At 36.9% G+C, this 19,617-nt stretch carries 16 protein-coding genes; 15 read left to right on the plus strand and 1 reads right to left on the minus strand.

Annotated features, from left to right (window positions below):
- Positions 1–147: 147 nt before the first annotated feature.
- The 9 genes from H7U02_RS02550 to H7U02_RS02590 all read left to right on the plus strand — a co-directional run bounded on the left by H7U02_RS02550 (position 148) and on the right by H7U02_RS02590 (position 13,368).
- Entirely contained in the window at positions 148–1,086 is a 939-nt protein-coding gene (locus H7U02_RS02550) for an AEC family transporter (RefSeq protein WP_061652477.1), read from the plus strand.
- 154 nt (positions 1,087–1,240) lie between these two features.
- The gene (locus H7U02_RS02555) at positions 1,241–3,427 is read left to right on the plus strand and encodes a PTS transporter subunit IIBC (protein WP_201042724.1); all 2,187 of its coding nucleotides are present in this window, start codon (positions 1,241–1,243) and stop codon (positions 3,425–3,427) included.
- 97 nt (positions 3,428–3,524) lie between these two features.
- A complete protein-coding gene (locus H7U02_RS02560) occupies positions 3,525–4,340 on the plus strand; it encodes an endonuclease/exonuclease/phosphatase family protein (RefSeq protein WP_002886451.1) in 816 nt (271 codons plus the stop codon).
- 103 nt (positions 4,341–4,443) lie between these two features.
- A complete protein-coding gene (locus tag H7U02_RS02565) occupies positions 4,444–5,793 on the plus strand; it encodes a glucose-6-phosphate isomerase (protein WP_080611592.1) in 1,350 nt (449 codons plus the stop codon).
- Between the two features lie 222 nt (positions 5,794–6,015).
- A complete protein-coding gene (glmS, locus tag H7U02_RS02570) occupies positions 6,016–7,830 on the plus strand; it encodes a glutamine--fructose-6-phosphate transaminase (isomerizing) (protein WP_080611590.1) in 1,815 nt (604 codons plus the stop codon).
- A gap of 186 nt (positions 7,831–8,016) precedes the next feature.
- Positions 8,017–9,786: a PTS mannitol-specific transporter subunit IIBC gene (locus tag H7U02_RS02575; RefSeq protein WP_080611589.1), complete on the plus strand. Its 1,770-nt coding sequence runs from the start codon at positions 8,017–8,019 to the stop codon at positions 9,784–9,786.
- Between the two features lie 35 nt (positions 9,787–9,821).
- Positions 9,822–11,786, plus strand: a complete 1,965-nt coding sequence (locus tag H7U02_RS02580) for a BglG family transcription antiterminator (protein ID WP_080611588.1) — start codon at positions 9,822–9,824, stop codon at positions 11,784–11,786.
- On the plus strand, positions 11,776–12,213 hold the full coding sequence (locus H7U02_RS02585; protein WP_080611587.1) for a PTS sugar transporter subunit IIA: 438 nt from the start codon (positions 11,776–11,778) through the stop codon (positions 12,211–12,213). Before H7U02_RS02580 ends, H7U02_RS02585 begins: the two co-directional genes overlap by 11 nt.
- Before the next feature lie 9 nt (positions 12,214–12,222).
- Entirely contained in the window at positions 12,223–13,368 is a 1,146-nt protein-coding gene (locus H7U02_RS02590) for a mannitol-1-phosphate 5-dehydrogenase (protein WP_080611586.1), read from the plus strand.
- Between the two features lie 152 nt (positions 13,369–13,520).
- Here the strand turns inward: H7U02_RS02590 and H7U02_RS11695 are convergent, their stop codons facing one another.
- Positions 13,521–13,703 (minus strand): transposase, encoded by a 183-nt coding sequence (locus H7U02_RS11695; protein WP_225791449.1) that lies wholly within the window; start codon positions 13,701–13,703, stop codon positions 13,521–13,523.
- Positions 13,704–13,986: 283 nt separating this feature from the next.
- On the opposite strand from H7U02_RS11695, the gene H7U02_RS02600 reads away from it, so the two are divergent.
- The 6 genes from H7U02_RS02600 (at position 13,987) to H7U02_RS02625 (ending at position 19,611) form a co-directional block, all read left to right on the plus strand.
- Positions 13,987–14,859 (plus strand): helix-turn-helix domain-containing protein, encoded by an 873-nt coding sequence (locus H7U02_RS02600; RefSeq protein ID WP_201042728.1) that lies wholly within the window; start codon positions 13,987–13,989, stop codon positions 14,857–14,859.
- A gap of 153 nt (positions 14,860–15,012) precedes the next feature.
- Positions 15,013–16,590 carry an ATP-binding cassette domain-containing protein gene (locus H7U02_RS02605; RefSeq protein WP_201042729.1) on the plus strand — a complete coding sequence of 526 codons (1,578 nt, stop codon included), beginning with the start codon at positions 15,013–15,015 and terminating at the stop codon, positions 16,588–16,590.
- A 155-nt stretch (positions 16,591–16,745) separates the two neighbouring features.
- Entirely contained in the window at positions 16,746–17,462 is a 717-nt protein-coding gene (locus tag H7U02_RS02610) for a YebC/PmpR family DNA-binding transcriptional regulator (RefSeq protein ID WP_013989989.1), read from the plus strand.
- Positions 17,463–17,587: 125 nt separating this feature from the next.
- The gene (locus H7U02_RS02615; protein ID WP_002889798.1) at positions 17,588–17,926 is read left to right on the plus strand and encodes a preprotein translocase subunit YajC; all 339 of its coding nucleotides are present in this window, start codon (positions 17,588–17,590) and stop codon (positions 17,924–17,926) included.
- Between the two features lie 128 nt (positions 17,927–18,054).
- Positions 18,055–18,804, plus strand: a complete 750-nt coding sequence (locus H7U02_RS02620) for an isoprenyl transferase (RefSeq protein ID WP_002886457.1) — start codon at positions 18,055–18,057, stop codon at positions 18,802–18,804.
- A gap of 12 nt (positions 18,805–18,816) precedes the next feature.
- A complete protein-coding gene (locus H7U02_RS02625; protein WP_037598929.1) occupies positions 18,817–19,611 on the plus strand; it encodes a phosphatidate cytidylyltransferase in 795 nt (264 codons plus the stop codon).
- The last annotated feature ends 6 nt before the right edge of the window (positions 19,612–19,617 follow it).

Below are 19,617 nucleotides of genomic sequence, written 5' to 3' on the forward strand. Positions count from 1 at the left end.
GCTTGAGAAATCAAGCTCTTTTTGTGATATACTAAAGTGGTTTTTGAGAGAAGTTAAAATAAGAATGGTGGATTTCTAGGCAGAAAAAATGATTAGTTTTTTCTGGTGTCTACTATTATTTGTAACAGTAACAAAAAAGGAGAAAACATGGAAATCTTTTTAACGAGTATATCGGGAATCCTAGTCATCTTAGGTATGATTTTAGTGGGATTCGTTATGGGCGAAAAAGGCTGGTTTGACGACAAGTCACGTGGTCTTATAGCGAAGCTAGTCACTCAAATTGCCCTGCCTTGTTACATGCTCTATACGATCACACAGCGTTTCACAGCGACAGACCTACTTAAAATGTTGCCAGAATTGCGTTTTCCTGCACTGTCCATGGTGATTTTACTTGGGATTGCGACAGCGGTGGCTAGTATTTTTGCAGTGAAAAAGGAGCGTCGTGGTCTCTTTATTTCCATGTTTTTTAATTCAAACACCATTTTTGTGGGGCTCCCTATCAATCAAGCCCTCTTTGGCGATGCTAGTATTCCCTATGTTCTTATCTATTATATGTGCAATACGACCTTTTTCTGGACCTTGGGAACTTACCTTATTCAGCGAGATGGGGAGGGAGAGGCAGAATTTGATTTAAAAACAAGTCTGAAAAAGATCTTCTCACCCCCTCTAATGGGCTTCATGTTAGGTCTTATTATTGTTATCCTTCATATTAAATTACCAACTTTTTTAGCCAGTGATTTGCAGTATTTAGGTAGTTTGACGACTCCTTTATCTATGATTTTCATCGGTTTGTCGGTATCCAATGCAGGTGTGAAGCAGTTGGTTCTTAAAAAGGACCAGTTATTAATTTTGTTGGGACGCTTTGTAGTTGCTCCTCTCTTGATGGCTGCTATTGTTTACTGGGCACCTCTCCCAACTTTGATGAAACAAGTTTTTATCATCCAGTCTGCCATGCCTGTCATGACCAATGCTCCAGTAGTTGCTAAACTCTATGGAGCTGATAGTGATTACGCAGCTGTTATGGTTACTGAGACTACCCTTGCAACCATGGTTGTCATCCCAATTTTGATGGTTCTGATGGCTTGAAAATAATCAAGTAACCCCTGTTTTTCTGGGGGTTTTTAAATTTGTAAAAAAATTCAAAAAAAGTTTACGAAAACGCTTTACAAATCGTAAAAAGATGCTATAATAAATACATAAGTTATGCAAGCGTTTGCATCGAAACGTAGGAGGAAATGAAATGAATAAGCTAAAAGAAAAATTTGGCTTTGAGTTCTGGCAAAAATTCGGTAAAGCCCTCATGGTTGTTATCGCAGTTATGCCAGCAGCAGGTCTCATGATCTCACTCGGTAAAACAGTTGCCATGATTAATCCAAACATGACACCACTTGTTATTACTGGTGGATTTCTTGAGCAGATTGGTTGGGGGGTTATTGGTAACCTTCACATCTTGTTCGCCCTTGCCATTGGTGGTAGCTGGGCTAAGGAACGTGCAGGCGGTGCCTTTGCGGCAGGTCTTGCCTTTATCTTGATTAACCGTTTGACTGGTTCAATCTTTGGTGTTACTTCAGATATTCTTGCTGATAAGGCTGCTACAGTCCACACCGTTTTTGGTCAATCAATCAAGGTATCTGATTACTTCATCAGTGTTTTGGAAGCTCCAGCCCTCAACATGGGTGTGTTCGTAGGTATCATCTCTGGTTTCATCGGAGCTACTGCCTTCAACAAATACTATAACTTCCGTAAATTGCCAGAAGCTTTATCATTCTTCAATGGTAAACGTTTCGTACCATTCGTAGTTATTCTTCGTTCAGCTATCGCAGCTATCGTTCTTGCTATCGTATGGCCAGTTATCCAATCAGGAATCAACGGCTTCGGTATGTGGATTGCCAACTCAAAAGAAACTGCTCCAATCTTGGCACCGTTCTTGTTCGGTACTTTGGAACGTCTTCTCTTGCCATTTGGTCTCCACCACATGTTGACTATCCCAATTAACTACACTCAATTGGGTGGTACTTACCACGTATTGACTGGTGCTGCTAAAGGTACTGAAGTATTGGGTCAAGACCCACTCTGGCTTGCTTGGGTTACTGACCTTGCAAACCTTAAAGGTGCACACCCAGAACAATACAAACACCTTCTTGAATCTGTTACACCAGCCCGCTTTAAAGTTGGTCAAATGATCGGTTCATTCGGTATCTTGATGGGTATCGTAGTAGCCATCTACCGTAACGTCGATGATGATAAAAAACATCAATACAAAGGGATGTTGACTGCAACTGCACTTGCAACATTCTTGACAGGGGTAACAGAGCCAATCGAGTACATGTTCATGTTCGTGGCTACTCCACTTTACATTGTTTATGCTTTGGTACAAGGATGTGCCTTTGCCATGGCTGATATCGTTAACCTTCGTGTTCACTCATTCGGTTCTATCGAGTTCTTGACACGTACACCACTTGCTATTAACGCTGGTTTGGCGATGGATATCGTTAACTTCATTTGGGTAACTGTACTCTTTGGTGTTATCATGTTCTTCATCGCAAACTTCATGATTAAGAAATTTGACTACGCTACACCAGGACGTAACGGTAACTATGAGCAAGCTGATGATGCTTCATCAGAATCTGCTGGCTCAGCAAGTGCTGGAACAAGCTCAGCAAGCTCACAAGTTATCAACATTATCAACCTTCTTGGTGGACGTGCTAACATCGTCGATGTTGACGCATGTATGACTCGTCTCCGTGTTACTGTTAAAGACGCTGAAAAAGTCGGAACTGAAGAACAATGGAAAGCTGAAGGAGCTATGGGTCTTGTCATGAAAGGACAAGGGGTTCAAGCTATCTATGGTCCTAAAGCAGACGTATTGAAATCTGATATCCAAGACGTTCTTGATTCAGGTGAAGTTATTCCTGAAACACTTCCAAGTCAAATGACTGCTGTTCAAAAAGCAGAAGCTAACTTCAAAGGTGTGACTGATGAAGTGCATTCAGTTGCTGATGGTCAAGTTATCAACATCGAAGATGTTAAAGACCCAGTATTCTCACAAAAAATGATGGGTGACGGCTTCGCTGTAGAACCAGAAAACGGTAAAATCGTTTCACCAGTAGCTGGTAAAGTGACAAGCATCTTCCCAACTAAACACGCTCTTGGTTTGGTAACAGATAATGGTCTTGAAGTTTTGGTTCACATCGGACTTGACACTGTCAGTCTTGAAGGTAAACCATTCGACGTTAAAGTTACTGAAGGTCAAACAGTTGCTGCAGGTGATCTCTTGGTTGAAGCAAACCTTGATGCTATCCGTGAAGCAGGTCGTGAAACATCTACAGTTGTTGTCTTTACAAATGCAGATGCAATCAAATCAGTTAAAGTAGAACATACAGGTAAATTGGCTGCTAACGCTCCAGTTGCAAAAGTAGAACTTTAATTTGCTAAACGATAAACAAGCAGACAGCCCTTGGGCTGTTTTGTTTGTAAATGACCCTATGTCATTTCTAGATGCAAGTCAGAAGAGGGATAAACTTATGAAATTTCTAACTTTAAATACTCACAGTTGGATGGAAGAAGATGCAGAAGGAAAGTTCCAAACCTTAAAGGAACAGATCCTAAAGGCTCAGTATGATATTATTTGCTTCCAGGAAGTTAACCAAGAAATAGAGACTTCTGTTGTAGACACGGATGCTTACTATCATGCACTTCCATCAGCAACACCAATCCACCAAGATCACTTTGTCCGTCTTCTTGTGGAAAAGTTAGCTGAAGAAGGGCTTCAATACCATTGGACTTGGGCCTACAATCACATTGGTTATGATCACCTTAATGAGGGGGTTGCCGTCTTGTCACGTCAACCATTGACAGCTAGCGAAATCTTGGTTTCAGATGTTGATGATCCAACTGATTACCATACACGCCGTGTTGCAGTTGCTGAAACTACTGTAGATGGCCGAGAAGTTGCTGTTGCTAGTGTTCACCTTTCATGGTGGGACAAAGGTTTCCAAGAAGAGTGGGCACGTATTGAAGAACGTTTCAAAGCTATTGGGAAACCGCTCATCCTAGCAGGTGACTTTAATAACCCAGCAGGTCGCGAAGGGCATCAAGCCATCTTGGCTAGCTCGCTCAATCTTCAAGATAGTTTTGAAGTAGCTAAAGAAACAACTGGTAGCTATACAGTTGGACCAGGTATCGATGGCTGGAAGGGCAATGAAGAGCCTTTACGTATCGATTATGTCTTTGCTAGCCAAGATTGGACAGTAGAGCGCCTTAGCGTGATTTTTGATGGCAACAATCAACCTTTGGTAAGCGACCACTACGGTCTTGAAGCAGAATTAACATTTAAGTAGAAACTGTATCCTATTATGACCTAATAAGGGTAAAAAACATTGTCAAAAGACAAATAAAAGAGTAAACTAGAAGCTATAATTGAATTTTTATAAGGAGAAAAAAATGTCACATATTACATTTGATTATTCTAAAGTATTGGGTAAATTTGTAGCACCACATGAGGTAGACTATTTTCAACCTCAAGTAACAGCTGCTGATGAAATGATTCGCAAAGGAACAGGAGCAGGAGCAGACTTCCTTGGATGGCGTGACCTTCCTGAGAACTACGATCGTGAAGAATTTGATCGTATCTTGAAAGCTGCAGAAAAAATCAAAAAAGACAGCGATATCTTAGTTGTAATCGGTATTGGTGGTTCATACCTTGGAGCCAAAGCAGCTATTGATTTCTTGAATAATCATTTTGCTAATCTCCAAACTAAAGAAGAACGTAAGGCCCCTCAAATTCTTTATGCAGGTAATTCTATTTCATCTAGTTATCTAGCTGATTTAGTTGATTTTGTTGCAGATAAAGATTTCTCAGTCAACGTTATTTCTAAATCAGGAACAACAACTGAGCCAGCTATCGCTTTCCGTGTCTTCAAAGAACTCCTTGTTAAGAAATATGGTCAAGAAGAAGCAAACAAACGTATCTACGCAACTACTGATCGTCAAAAAGGTGCGGTCAAGGTAGAGGCAGATGCCAATGGTTGGGATACTTTTGTAGTTCCAGATAATGTTGGTGGACGATTCTCAGTTTTGACAGCTGTAGGTCTTTTACCAATCGCAGCTTCAGGTGCTGATATCAAAGCCCTTATGGAAGGTGCAAATGCTGCACGTAAAGACTACTCTTCATCTAAAATCTCTGAAAATGAGGCTTACCAATATGCAGTACTTCGTAACATTCTTTATCGTAAGGGGTATCCAGTAGAAATTTTGGCAAATTATGAACCATCATTGCAATATTTTGGAGAATGGTGGAAGCAATTAGCTGGTGAATCAGAAGGTAAAGATCAAAAAGGTATCTACCCTACATCAGCTAACTTCTCAACAGATCTTCACTCTCTTGGACAATATATTCAAGAAGGAACTCGTAATGTTTTTGAAACAGTTATTCGAGTGGATAAGCCTCGTAAGAATATTATAATTCCAGAATTAGAAGAAGACCTTGATGGACTCGGTTATCTCCAAAGTAAAGATGTGGACTTTGTGAATAAAAAAGCAACAGATGGAGTTCTTCTAGCTCACACAGATGGTGGAGTACCAAATATGTTTGTGACAATTCCTGAACAAGATGCTTTCACTTTGGGTTATACTATCTATTTCTTCGAGCTTGCAATTGCTCTATCAGGATATTTGAATGCTATTAACCCATTCGACCAACCAGGTGTAGAAGCATATAAGAAAAATATGTTCGCTCTTCTTGGTAAACCAGGATTTGAAGAGCTTGGAGCAGAACTTAACGCTCGCTTGTAATTATTAGAAAAGATCAGACTAGTCTGATCTTTTTATTATACAAAATAATATCCCCTTAAAACATTTAATAATAGATAATCAGACTATACCAATTTTTCTATTTGACAACTATTATTACTTGTTGTAAACTATCATTGTTGGTTTTGTAAATAAAAATCAGACTATACCAATTTTTAATGAAAGGATGTATTATTTCTCATAGAATAATACAAGGAATATACTATGTGTGGAATTGTTGGGGTTGTCGGTAACACAAATGCAACAGAAATTTTAATTCAAGGACTTGAAAAGTTAGAATATCGAGGATATGATTCTGCTGGGATTTTTGTTATTGATGAAGGGAAAAAAGGACATCTAGTAAAATCAGTTGGTCGTATCGCAGATTTACAAGCTAAAATTGATAGTGAAGTTGTTGGTTCGACTGGGATTGGCCATACACGTTGGGCTACTCACGGGCAGGCAACAGAAGCAAATGCTCACCCACATACTTCAGCAAATGGTCGTCTTATTTTGGTACATAATGGAGTAATAGAGAATTATCTTCAAATTAAGGATGAGTATCTATCAGGAGATACTTTTAAAGGTGAAACAGATACTGAGATTGCAGTCCATTTGATTGGACACTTCGTTGATGAAGGGAACTCAGTATTGGATGCCTTTAAAAAGGCTTTACACATAATTCAAGGTTCATATGCCTTTGCACTGGTTGACTCTGAAAATCCTGATACAATTTATGTTGCTAAAAATAAATCACCGTTGTTAATTGGTATCGGAAACGGATACAATATGGTTTGTTCGGATGCAATGGCCATGATTCGTGAAACAAGTGAATTCATGGAAATTCATGATAAAGAATTGGTTGTTTTGACTAAAGATTCTGTAACTGTTAGTGATTATGATGGTAATCTAAAAGAACGTAATACTTATACTGCTGAGTTAGATTTGTCTGACATTGGTCGTGGAACATATCCTTACTACATGTTAAAAGAAATCGATGAACAACCAACTGTTATGAGAAAATTGATTTCTACTTACTCTGATGAAAATGGAAAACTTAAAGTTGATCCTGCTATTGTAAAAACTGTTCAAGAATCTGATCGTATTTATATTTTGGCGGCAGGAACATCATACAATGCAGGTTTTGCAGCAAAGAACATGATTGAACGTTTGACTGATACTCCAGTTGAACTTGGAGTGGCCTCTGAGTGGGGATATAATATGCCTCTATTGAGTAAGAAACCAATGTTTATCTTACTCACTCAGTCTGGTGAAACTGCGGATAGCCGTCAGGTATTAGTAAAAGCCAATGAGATGGGTATACCTAGCTTGACTGTTACTAATGTGCCAGGATCAACACTTTCTCGTGAAGCTACTTATACAATGCTACTTCATGCTGGACCAGAAATTGCCGTTGCATCAACTAAGGCGTATACTGCACAAATTGCTGCACTTGCCTTTCTCTCTAAAGCAGTAGGCGAAGCAAACGGTAAGAAAGAAGCAATTGAATTTGATTTGGTACATGAACTTTCAATCGTAGCTCAATCAATTGAGGCAACTCTTTCTGAGAAAGAAGCAATTTCTGAAAAAGTTGAGAAGTTGCTTGCTGCAACACGTAATGCATTTTATATTGGTCGTGGAAATGATTATTATGTTGCGATGGAGGCCTCTCTTAAGCTTAAAGAAATTTCCTATATTCAATGTGAAGGATTTGCCGCAGGTGAGCTTAAACACGGTACAATTTCATTGATTGAAGATGGTACACCGGTTATTGCACTTATTTCATCAAGTAGTGTTGTAGCTAGTCATACACGAGGAAATATTCAAGAAGTAGTTGCTCGTGGTGCAAATGCCTTAACAATTGTAGAAGAAGAGTTAGCTAAAGAGGGAGATGATATTATCGTCAATCAAGTTCATCCATTCTTGGCACCTATTTCTATGGTTATTCCAACACAACTAATTGCTTACTATGCATCACTTCAGCGAGGTTTAGATGTAGATAAACCTCGTAACCTTGCAAAAGCTGTTACTGTTGAGTAAATTCTATTATCTTGTAAAAGTTACTATTAATGAGACTAGTACTGGTTGGGTACTAGTCTTTTTTTTTGTCACATTTTTTTTGACAAAGTTTTAGTATGAAAAAAAAGAAATATATCGTATAATTAATTTATCAAAAAAGAAAGCGTTTTCTATTGCTGTTATAGGAAACAAAAAAAGGAGAAGAAGATGGAAAATAGTTCTTCATTTAAAGTAAGGCTCCAGAAATTAGGAACCTCTTTATCAAATATGGTTATGCCGAACATCCCAGCTTTGATTGCTTGGGGCGTATTGACTGCTCTTGTCATACCAGATGGATATATTCCTAATGAGCAATTAGCGACAATGGTGTCACCGATGCTGAAATATGTAATCCCACTGATGATTGGGTTTACTGGTGGATATAATGTTTATTCACATAGAGGAGGTATTGTTGGTGCAATAGCAGCATTTGGTGCAATTGCAGGATCTGATGTAACCATGATTATTGGTGCTATGGTCATGGGTCCGTTAGCTGCTTGGTTGATGAAAAAATTTGACCAGAACGTGCAACCTAAAATACGTCCAGGATTTGAAATGTTAGTGAATAACTTTTCTGCAGGTTTCATTGCTTTCGGTTTAATGATTCTGTCATTCTATGGTATTGGTCCTGTGGTTGCTAACTTAACTGGATTAGTTGGACAGGGAGTTGATGTATTAGTTAAATTATCACTTCTACCACTAGCTAATATTATTATTGAACCAGCCAAAATTCTATTTTTAAATAATGCATTGAACCATGGAATTTTCACTCCAATTGGAACACAACAGGTTACAGAAGCTGGCAAATCTATTCTCTTCTTACTAGAAGCAAACCCAGGTCCAGGTCTAGGAATCTTGCTTGCTTATGCGTTATTTGGTCGTGGCAGTGCTAAATCTTCTTCATGGGGAGCGATGATTATTCATTTCCTAGGGGGAATTCATGAAATTTACTTCCCTTATGTAATGATGAAACCAGCAATGTTTCTTGCAGTAATCGCAGGTGGTGTATCTGGTACATTTACTTTCCAATTATTAGGAGCAGGTCTAACTGCACCAGCTTCACCTGGATCTATCATTGCTATTATGGGTATGTCACCAAAAGGTTGGGGGCCACACCTAGTTGTTCTAGCGGGTGTACTTGTTGCAACTCTTGTATCATTTATCGTAGGTGCATTAGTACTTCGTTTTGATAATTCTGAAGAAGCTTCTCTTGAGGAAGCAAAAGCGGCTAGTACTGCGGCTAAAGCCCAATCTAAGGGGAAAGTAATTGATAAGACAAGTGAATCTGAGGAGATTTCTACAGATTCAGTAAAAAGAATTATTTTTGCATGTGATGCAGGAATGGGAAGTTCTGCAATGGGAGCTTCATTACTTCGTAATAAAATAAAGAAAGCAGGTTTAGATAATATTCCAGTTACTAATCAAGCAATCTCAACTTTAGATGATACAGATTACACATTGATAGTTACTCAGGAAGAATTGGCAGATCGTGCTAAACAAAGAACTCCACGTGCGATTCATGTAGCTGTTGATAATTTCTTGACATCACCTAAGTATGATGATATTGTTTCTCAGCTACTCAATAAAGAGCAAAATAACGTTAAACTTAAGAGTGAAGATAATAATTCAGAAAGTCCAAATGTTGATTTAGATAACATTGATGAAGTAGTTTTTGCATATGGTGTAAATCAAGGTTCCGCAACTATGGGATGTGAAACTTTAAAAACTATTTTTAGAGTTAATAATATTAATATTCCAGTTGTTACTGTATCAAATGCCAACCTTTCTGACCATAGTTCCCCAAATATTCTTATTGTTACAACTATTCCTAACCAAACAGAGGTTCAGGCTATTGCTCCTAATTCACAACTTTTAGTTGTTGATAGTCTTGTAACGACACCTGAATATGATAAGATTGTTGCTCGAATGAATAAATAATACGATTTACTTGATAACCATAGTATAATAGTATTATGATATTTACCAATCGAGAAGAAAAATTAGTGGATGCTTTCTTAGAACTGGGAAGTTTATCCTTAAAAGAAATGTCAGATATTCTGCAAGTCTCATCGAGAACAGTATATAGAACATTATCAGACTTGATGCTAACTCTTAAGACTGAGAATATACATGTTGTTAAGAAAGGAAAACAGTATTATCTTGAAGGAGACCTTACTCCCTTAAAGAATGCTAATGATTCTACGACAATAATCAGTAATCGTTTGTTAGGAATCACTTATGATCTTTTAAATAGCTCTAAACCCTTGATAAATGAGGAACTGCAAAGAAAATATCAGGTTTCAAACGTAACTATAATTCAGAGTATTTCTCAGATTGAAGAGCGCTTAAAGGACTTTAAGTTAGATATTGTTAGAAATAGAGGTTACTTGATTGAAGGTACAATTTGGGAAAAACGTAAAGTTTTAGCTATACTTTTAACAAATGCTATTTCCACACAAGATTTTAATAATGATCAATATAATTTATTTGAGTGTCTGAATAAAGATATACTTAATCATTGTAAAATATCATTTGATAAAGAAAAAAGTAACTTAGGTGATTTAGATCCTAAAATAAGACAATACTTAATTATTTTACTTGCACTAGCTGATAACACACTCCCAACTAACCTAGTTGGGAGTGTGTCGAGAAAAGCCTTGGGAATCTCACAGAGTATTTTTACAAATTTATCAAAACTTGTTAGCAGTAAGCTATATGGATTACAAGAAGTATTGTTTTTTGCTTCGATACTTGATGAGACTGATTTGATGAGACAAGAAACACCACTGTTTCAAGAACGTTTTGATGGAGATTTTTATTATAGTGTTAGTCAATTGATTGATATGGTTTCTCGCTTAACTAAGATAGAATTTTTCCGAGATAAACAACTCTTTCATTTTCTTTTTCAACATCTAAAGCTTAGTCTCGCTGTACCTATACTTTTTCCTGAATTTTCAAGAAATCATGTAGCATATCTTGCGACACAAAATAATACGTATTTGCATAATGTTGTCAGCTTGGTAGTGAAAGATATTTTCCCTAACTATATTCAAAATGATTATGAGTATTCCTTACTTACTCTTCATTTTGCGTCAAGTTTAAGACGAAGCCCAGATATCTATCCAATTAGTATGTTATTAGTTACGGACGAACGTCCGCTTGTGAGAAGCGTATTAGTATCGAAGATTAAAAGTGCTGCTCCTTTTGTGGGTGATATTAGAGTTATATCTACGAGTCAACTTAAGGACCATGATACTGAGGATTATGATTATTGTTTATCGACTAAGCATATCTCTCAATATCAAATGGATATTATATCTATTTTTCCATCTACAAAGGAGATAATAGAACTTCAAGAACGTCTTCAAGATGTTCAGTTGAATAGGACTATAAGACAACGAAAAAGAGATGTCGAGATAAAAAAATATGATATTCAGACGTATCTGTCTGCTTCAACTCATTTATTGAGAAATTTTAAATTGATATCATATTCTAATCCCAAAGAATTTACCGAGATGGTTAATACACTAGTTAATTATCTAGATAATGTATCTGAAAAGTCCTATTTAGCAGCAAAATTGGTTAGTAGATTTGATGAGAGTCCGATGGCTATTCCGAAAACAAATTTGTTACTATTACATACTCAATCGCATGCAATAGTTGAAAGTCAGTTTTTAGTCGTACAATTAGACAAGCCAGTCTTATCAAAATCGATGAACCACGAACTTGAAGAAGTCCATAGGGTTTTGGTTATGTTAACTAAAATAAATGAGAGTGATGAAGTCAGGGATTTAATGACGGCAATTAGTCAATCTATAATTGAAAATAATCTTTATACCGAAATTTATAAGACGGGAAATAGGGAAATTTTATATCAGTTATTAAATACGATATTTAATGAGAGGATAAAAAAATTGGAGGAAAAAAATGAAATTTGAAAAAAACTTAATTAAACTCAATCAGTCATTTGATTCAAAAGAAGAGGCAATACGTTATTGTGGACGTCAATTATTCGAAGCAGGGCATGTCAATGAATCTTATATTGATGCTATGATTCAGCGTGATAGAGAGCTATCGGTATATATGGGGAACTTTATTGCAATCCCTCACGGTACAGACAGTGCTAAGAATGAGGTAAAATCTTCTGGGATTACAATTGTTCAAGTTCCTTCTGGAGTAAATTTTGGAGATGATGAAAATCCAAAAGTAGCTACAGTACTATTTGGTATAGCTGGTTTAGGAAATGAACATTTGGAAATTATACAAAAAATCTCAATTTTCTGTGCCGATGTAGATAATGTTGTGAAAATTGCTGATGCTCAGTCGGTAGAACAAATTATTCAATTATTGAGCAGTGTAGAATAGGAGTAATATATGAAAAGAGCAGTACACTTTGGTGCCGGTAATATTGGGCGTGGTTTTATTGGAGAATTGTTATTTGAAAATGATTTCGAGATTACATTTGTTGATGTAAATGAGGAAATTATTAATGCATTAAATGATCGTGGTTCTTATGAAATCGAGATTGCTGAGGAAGGTCAGAGAAAAATTAAGGTATCAAATGTTTTGGGAATTAATAATGCAAAAGATCCAGAGCTGGTTATTGATGCTATTTCCAAAGCTGACTTAGTGACGACGGCCATTGGTCCGAATATACTACCTTACATTGCTGAATTAGTAGCGAAAGGTATTATGGAACGTCAGGCTAGTGGTAACAAAGAGCCGCTCGATATTTTGGCTTGTGAAAATATGATTGGAGGGTCACAATTTCTTTATGAAGAAGTGAAGAAATATTTGACTCCAGAAGGGATTGAATTTACCAAAGAGTTGATTGGTTTTCCTAATGCTGCAGTTGACCGTATTGTTCCAGCCCAACATCATGAGGATCCATTGTTTGTAATTGTTGAACCATTTAATGAGTGGGTTGTTGAAACTAGTCGCATGAAAAATCCTGATTTAAGGCTTGAGGGTGTTCATTATGAAAAGAATCTAGAACCATTTATTGAACGAAAACTTTTTTCAGTTAATTCAGGCCATGCAACATCTGCATATACAGGTGCTCATTTTGGAGCAAAAACTATTTTGGAAGCTTTACAGAATCCAACTGTCAAAACTAAAGTTGAATCTGTTTTGACAGAAATTCGTAATCTACTAATTGCTAAATGGGGATTTGATGAAGAAGCATTGGCTGACTATCATAGGGTTATTCTCAGTCGTTTTGAGAATCCGTTTATTGTGGATGATGTAAAAAGGGTAGCAAGAACGCCAATCCGAAAATTGGGATATGATGAACGCTTTATTCGTCCTATTAGAGAATTACGTGAACGTGATTTATCGTATAGTAACCTTCTTCAAACAGTTGCTTATGTATTTAGCTATAGAGATGAAGATGACCCTCAATCAGTAGAACTCCAAAGAATGTTAGAGAATCAAGAATTAACAGATGTGGTTAAGGAAGTAACTGGCGTTACTGACAAGGTACTTGTTGAAGAAATCGTATCAGCTGTCGAAAAGAATTAAACTAAAAGAAAAATCTATGAGATGATTAGGTTTGGGATATTGAAAAGGAGACTTCCTACATATGTCTCCTTTTTAGGCTCTTTGTCAACTGTAGTGGGTGACGAAAAGCTAACATCTTGAGAGGACCGGATAGGTCCTCTTTTTATGTATGTTCAGAGTGATGAAGACACGTTTCTAAAACCGAACCCCAACCGTTTGATGTCTTTGATCAACTTGTTAGTCGCTTCAAGTTTTGCTTGAATTTCTAGATGAGTGTTAGTTTCAAAAACAAGTGAAATCTTGATGTTTTGGTCTTTAATTCCGATTAATTCTGTGGTATTCTTAATAAGTCTCATAAGTTCTTCCTAATGATGGTTTGGTCGCTTTTCATTATAGTTCTTATGGGACTTTTTGTGTACACTCAAAAAGCTCTATAATCTCTACAGTGGTTTTACCCACTACAGAAATTATAGAGCCTTTTTTATCCATTTGTAGGCTAAAACCCTCCATTAATGATTTCTTGTAGGTTAATTTACGATTTTTTATTTTAAACGTTTTGGACTGGCTAGTTGGGCTTTGTGGCTCTTTAATTTAGAAATGATTGTTGTTATAATTAGTTCAAGCATAGGAGGATGGATCATGATTGGACCTGTTGAAATGGGTGCTTTGTTGAAAAAAATTCGTTTATCAAAGAATTTGACATTGAAAGAACTTGCTAGTGATTATTTATCAGTATCTTTCCTATCAAAATTTGAACGTGGAGAATCTGATATCTCATTATCTAGATTTTTTCTTTTGTTAGATAAATTGGATGTCAGTATTGAAGAGTTCTATGGTATTTTATCTCAAGATAATCCAACTCATACTGAAAAGTTATTAGAAAGTGCTAGTAAGGCTTATTATCAAAACGATATTTTATTGTTACAGAAGTACGCTGGAGAAGAGCGTCATAAATTTGAGCTCACACAAGACAAATCATTTCTCTATAACAGTATTATGCTAGAATCTTTTTTGGTAAGTGTTTCAAATAAAGAAGTTGATGAAAATAAGGTAAGGGAATTAACAGACTATCTTTTTAGCATTGAACAATGGGGAAAAAGAGAGTTAATCATATTAGGAAATAGTATGTCGTTTATTTCCACCCAGACACTTAATGTTTTGACCAAGGAGATTGTGTATAGAACTAGCCTTTTTGGAAAGAGCGACTCAAATCAAAGAATTCGAATTAGTCTTCTTATTAATGCAGCTTATGAATTTTTACGACGTGATGAATTAGATTCTGCGAAATACTATTTAGATTTAGTCAATGATAGTGGAATTCCTGAGGTCCTCTTATATGAAAGACATGAGTTGATATTTGTAATGGGAACCTACTTGATAAAGTCAGGTGAAGTCACAGAAGGGAGAAATCTAATTGAGGGGTGTTTAGAAACTCTTAGAACTTTAGGTGCGGAAAATTTATTGATTACTAAGGAATCAGAGTATCAAGAGTTGCTAAATTCCACTATATGACAATTTTATAGAGTGAGTTGAAAAATAGAATAAACTAAGACCATAGTACGATATCACTATGGTTTTTAATTTTTAATGGATATATGGAGTTCCAATGTCTTCAATTTATCCAACTGACTAAATACCAAGGTGATTTAGATTGTGAGGAAATCTATGAGAACCTATATTCTTAAATACAAATATGAAAATTTAGTTCATATCTTACTGTTAGCGTTGAATGCTGCTATTTTCGTGAGTGCTTCGGTAACCTTGGCTTTAATGACTAATCAGCTGGTATCGAAGCGAATCCAATCCTTTTTAGCTTTATTAGCTTTAGAGGTAGGGCTTTACGTTATTTATTTAGTTTTGAATTATATTATTGCTGTAAATCAAACAAAACTAATTCAGAAAATGACTTTGTCTATTCGTCAGTCTTATCTTAGTAAAATTATTCACCATTCTTTTAGTGAATTCAGAAAGAGTGATATTGGAGAGCATCTCTCTGTATTAAATAATGATATCCAATTGATTGAATCAAATGGCTTTACAAGTATTTATGCCCTTTGTTCAACAGTATTCACTACTTTGTTTTCAATTATTGCCTTATTAAGTTATGATGTAAGGATTGTTCTGTTAGCCATTTTTTTAACTTTGTGTCTGACCTATCTTCCCAAACCATTTACCAATAAAATGCAGAAATCAATGGAGAAATTTTCCCAAGCGAATGAAGAGCTTGTTTCTGGAGTAAGCGATCAGTTATATGGATATGCGGATGTTTATTATGCCAGTCGTAAACAGATATTTCTTAGACAAGTAAGGTCCATTGTTGAGGAATATATTGTACAAAAAATTATTTTTACAAAAAGAAATACTAGCACAGAGACGCTGATGGCTTTATTTTCAGTTGCCGCTCAGATGTTGATACTTCTTCTAACTGGCTTGTTAATTATTTTTGGGAATATTGCCGTAGGTACCATTGCTTCTGTGGGTCAGATATCAGGTAATATTTTTAACTCTCTATCCACCATTAATCAGCTGCAAGTGACAATTAAGTCTGTCGATCCTATCTTAAAAAAATTTCACGATTTTCCAGAGAATCCAAAGACTTGCATAGCGACTATTCAGGATGTTCGTTTTGAGAATGTAAGTTATCATTTTGGAGAGAAGGGTATTATTAAGGGATTCACTCAAACCTTTAAAGAGGGAGGTAAGTACGCTATTACTGGATGCTCAGGTAGTGGGAAGTCCACCCTGCTTAATATGCTCCTAGGAAATCTTAAAGATTATGAGGGAAAAATCTTGTTTGAGAAATCGGAGTTAAAAGAGATTGATGAGAACTCAATCGTATCTAATTGTGTCTATGTTGGGAGTCAAACTCATATCTATAATGACACCTTGAGGAATAATCTAACTCTTTGGAATGAAGCTATTACTGATACGCACATCAAGGAAGCTCTTGAAAGAGTTAATCTTTTATCTTTCTTAAGCCGTATAGATGAGCAAGTAAGTGACGGTAGCTTTTCGGAGGGTCAAAAACAAAGAATAGGCCTGATAAGAGCGTTTTTAAAAGGAAGTTCTGTTGTGATTTTTGATGAAGCCACTGCAAATCTTGACCATAAAAATGCTACTCGTATTGAGCACCTATTATTAAGTGATCCTAATATCACTTATATCACGGTTACCCACCATCTAATAAAGGAAAATGAACCATATTTTGATGAGATTATTTGCTTGGGAGAGGACGCTGAGTAAATGTTTGATATGATAAATGCTTAGGATTTATTTCAATTTTACTAACGGCAGTCAAAGTGCTATAATGTAAGGGATTGTGAATTTAGCAAGTTCTGCTATTTTCAAAAAAGAAAAAACAAATCAGAGATGCAAATCTCTTAGAAGAGGTGAATCCCATGGGACGTAAATGGGCTAATATCGTTGCTAAGAAAACTGCTAAAGATGGTGCAAACTCAAAGGTGTACGCTAAGTTTGGTGTTGAAATCTATGTAGCTGCTAAACAAGGTGAACCAGATCCAGAATCAAACTCAGCTTTGAAATTCGTTTTGGAGCGTGCTAAACAAGCGCAAGTGCCAAAACACGTTATTGATAAGGCCATTGATAAGGCTAAAGGTAACACAGATGAAACTTTCGTTGAAGGACGTTATGAAGGGTTTGGGCCAAATGGTTCTATGATCATCGTAGATACTTTGACTTCAAACGTTAACCGTACAGCTGCTAACGTACGTACTGCCTTTGGTAAAAATGGCGGTAACATGGGTGCATCAGGTTCTGTTTCATACATGTTTGATAAAAAAGGTGTTATCGTTTTTGCAGGTGAAGATGCAGACGCAATCTTTGAACAATTGCTTGAAGCCGATGTAGACGTTGAAGATGTAGAAGCAGAAGATGGTACTATCACTGTTTATACTGAGCCAACAGATCTTCATAAAGCGTTGGAAGCTCTCCGTGCTAACGGACAAGAAGAGTTCCAAGTGACTGAACTTGAAATGATTCCACAAACTGAGGTTACTCTTGAAGGTGAAGACCTTGAAGTTTTCGAAGGACTTATTGATGCGCTTGAAGCAGACGATGATGTTCAAAAGGTTTACCACAACGTAGCAGATATGTAATCTCATTCAACACTTTCCTCACGATGGAAAGTGTTTTTGTGTGGTCTATCTAAGGATTTGTCTTGCTTGTCCTGACTTAATCTGATATAGTAGTAGCCAAGTGAATTATTGGAGGAATACGAAATATGAATATGATGCTAGTTTTGGCCATTTATGTGGTCGCCATTGTTGCTTATGTGGCTTTCAGCCGTCGTCGCCAAGCAAAGGCACAGGAAGACCGTTTTGCAGGCCTTGCTAAGGGTGCTGAAGTTGAAACAATCGGTGGTTTGATTGCTATTGTTGATGAGATTGACAAAGAGAATAACCGTATCGTTTTGGATGCAGAAGGTGTCTTCTTGACTTTTGATTTGAGTCGTTCAATCATGAAAGTGATCACACCAGCACCAACTACAGAAACAGCAGAAACAACTAAAAAGACAATTATCGAAGAAGATTCAGCAATTGAGTCTTCTGATGAAAACTAAGTTGTATATATTAGACTAGGTTAAATCCTAGTCTTTTTGTGTTTTCTAATCTTATCGGTATTAAAAGCTGTTCAGAACCCCTGAAAATGTGGTAAAATAAAGGGTAAACTATATTTAGAGGATATTCCATGTTTAAATTTAGAAAAAAATCTCATCAAGAGGTTCTAGACAATATTCCCAACCATATTGGTATTATTATGGATGGAAATGGCCGTTGGGCTAAAAAGCGTCTACAACCACGTGTGATGGGGCATAAGGCTGGGATGGACGCCTTGCAAAAGGTAACTATCGAAGCATCACAACTTGGAGTTAAGGTATTGACAGTCTATGCCTTCTCAACTGAAAACTGGTCACGCCCACAAGATGAAGTAAAATTCATCATGAATTTGCCAGTTGAATTTTTTAACAAGTATGTACCAGAATTAGACAAAAACAATGTTCGTATTTTGACAATCGGAGATAACAGTCGTTTGCCTAAGGAGACTTTAGATGCTCTTGAAAAGGCAGTTGAGCAGACGAAACATAATTCCGGTTTGGTTCTTAATTTTGCACTGAACTATGGTGGTCGTGCGGAGATTGTGTCTGCTGTTCAAGCGATTGCTAAAGAGGTTGAAGCAGGAAAACTCAGTCCTGAAGCTATTGATGAAGATCTCATTGCTAAGCATTTGATGACAGATAAATTGCCTTACCTCTATCGTGATCCAGATTTAATTATCCGTACGAGTGGCGAGCTTCGTCTTAGTAATTTCTTGCCTTGGCAATCTGCCTATAGTGAGTTTTACTTCACAGATGTTTTCTGGCCAGACTTTGACCAGCAGGGGCTACGTCAAGCCATCTCTGACTACAATAAACGTCACCGTCGCTTCGGTGGTGTCTAGAAAGGACCTCTCATGCAAGAACGTTTAATTGGTGGGGGTGTGGCAGCAGCCATTTTCCTCCCATTGCTCTTTATCGGCGGTCTTCCTTTCCAACTTTTAGTTGGGGCTATGGCCATGGTTGCGGTGTCTGAGATGCTTCGCATGAAGCACTTGGAGATTTTCTCTATCGAGGGTATTTTATCAATGGTGGCAGCCTTTATCTTGGCTGTACCGATTGATCGGTATTTTATCAGTCTTCCAACAAATGCTAGTGTGACAGGTTTCGCTGTTATTTCATTTTTGATTCTAGCAGGGACTGTCCTTAATAGCGACCACTATTCTTTTGATGATGCAGCTTATCCAATCGCATCTGCCTTTTATGTTGGTTTTGGTTTACAAAATCTCATTGCAGCACGTTTGGATAGTTGGGAAAAGGTTCTCTTTGCCCTTTTTATTGTTTGGGCAACGGATATTGGGGCTTACCTTTTTGGTCGTCAATTTGGTCAAAATAAGTTATTGCCAAAAGTATCACCAAATAAGACTATTGAAGGTAGTGTTGGGGGTATCTTATCAGCAATCATTGTGGCTCTTATCTTTGGGTTGATTAACCACGGAGTTTATGCCCCTCATAACTTCTTCTGGTTGCTTATCTGTACGATTCTCTTTAGTATTTTTGGTCAATTTGGTGATTTGGTTGAATCAGCTATTAAACGTCACTTTGGCGTAAAAGACTCAGGCAATCTCATTCCTGGGCATGGTGGTATTTTGGACCGTTGTGACAGCTGGATTTTCGTTTTCCCAATCATGCACTTCCTAGGACTTTTTTAAGAGTGG

The sequence above is a fragment of the Streptococcus sp. 3.1 genome (genome assembly GCF_016648915.1).
GTDB classification, from domain to species: domain Bacteria; phylum Bacillota; class Bacilli; order Lactobacillales; family Streptococcaceae; genus Streptococcus; species Streptococcus salivarius_E.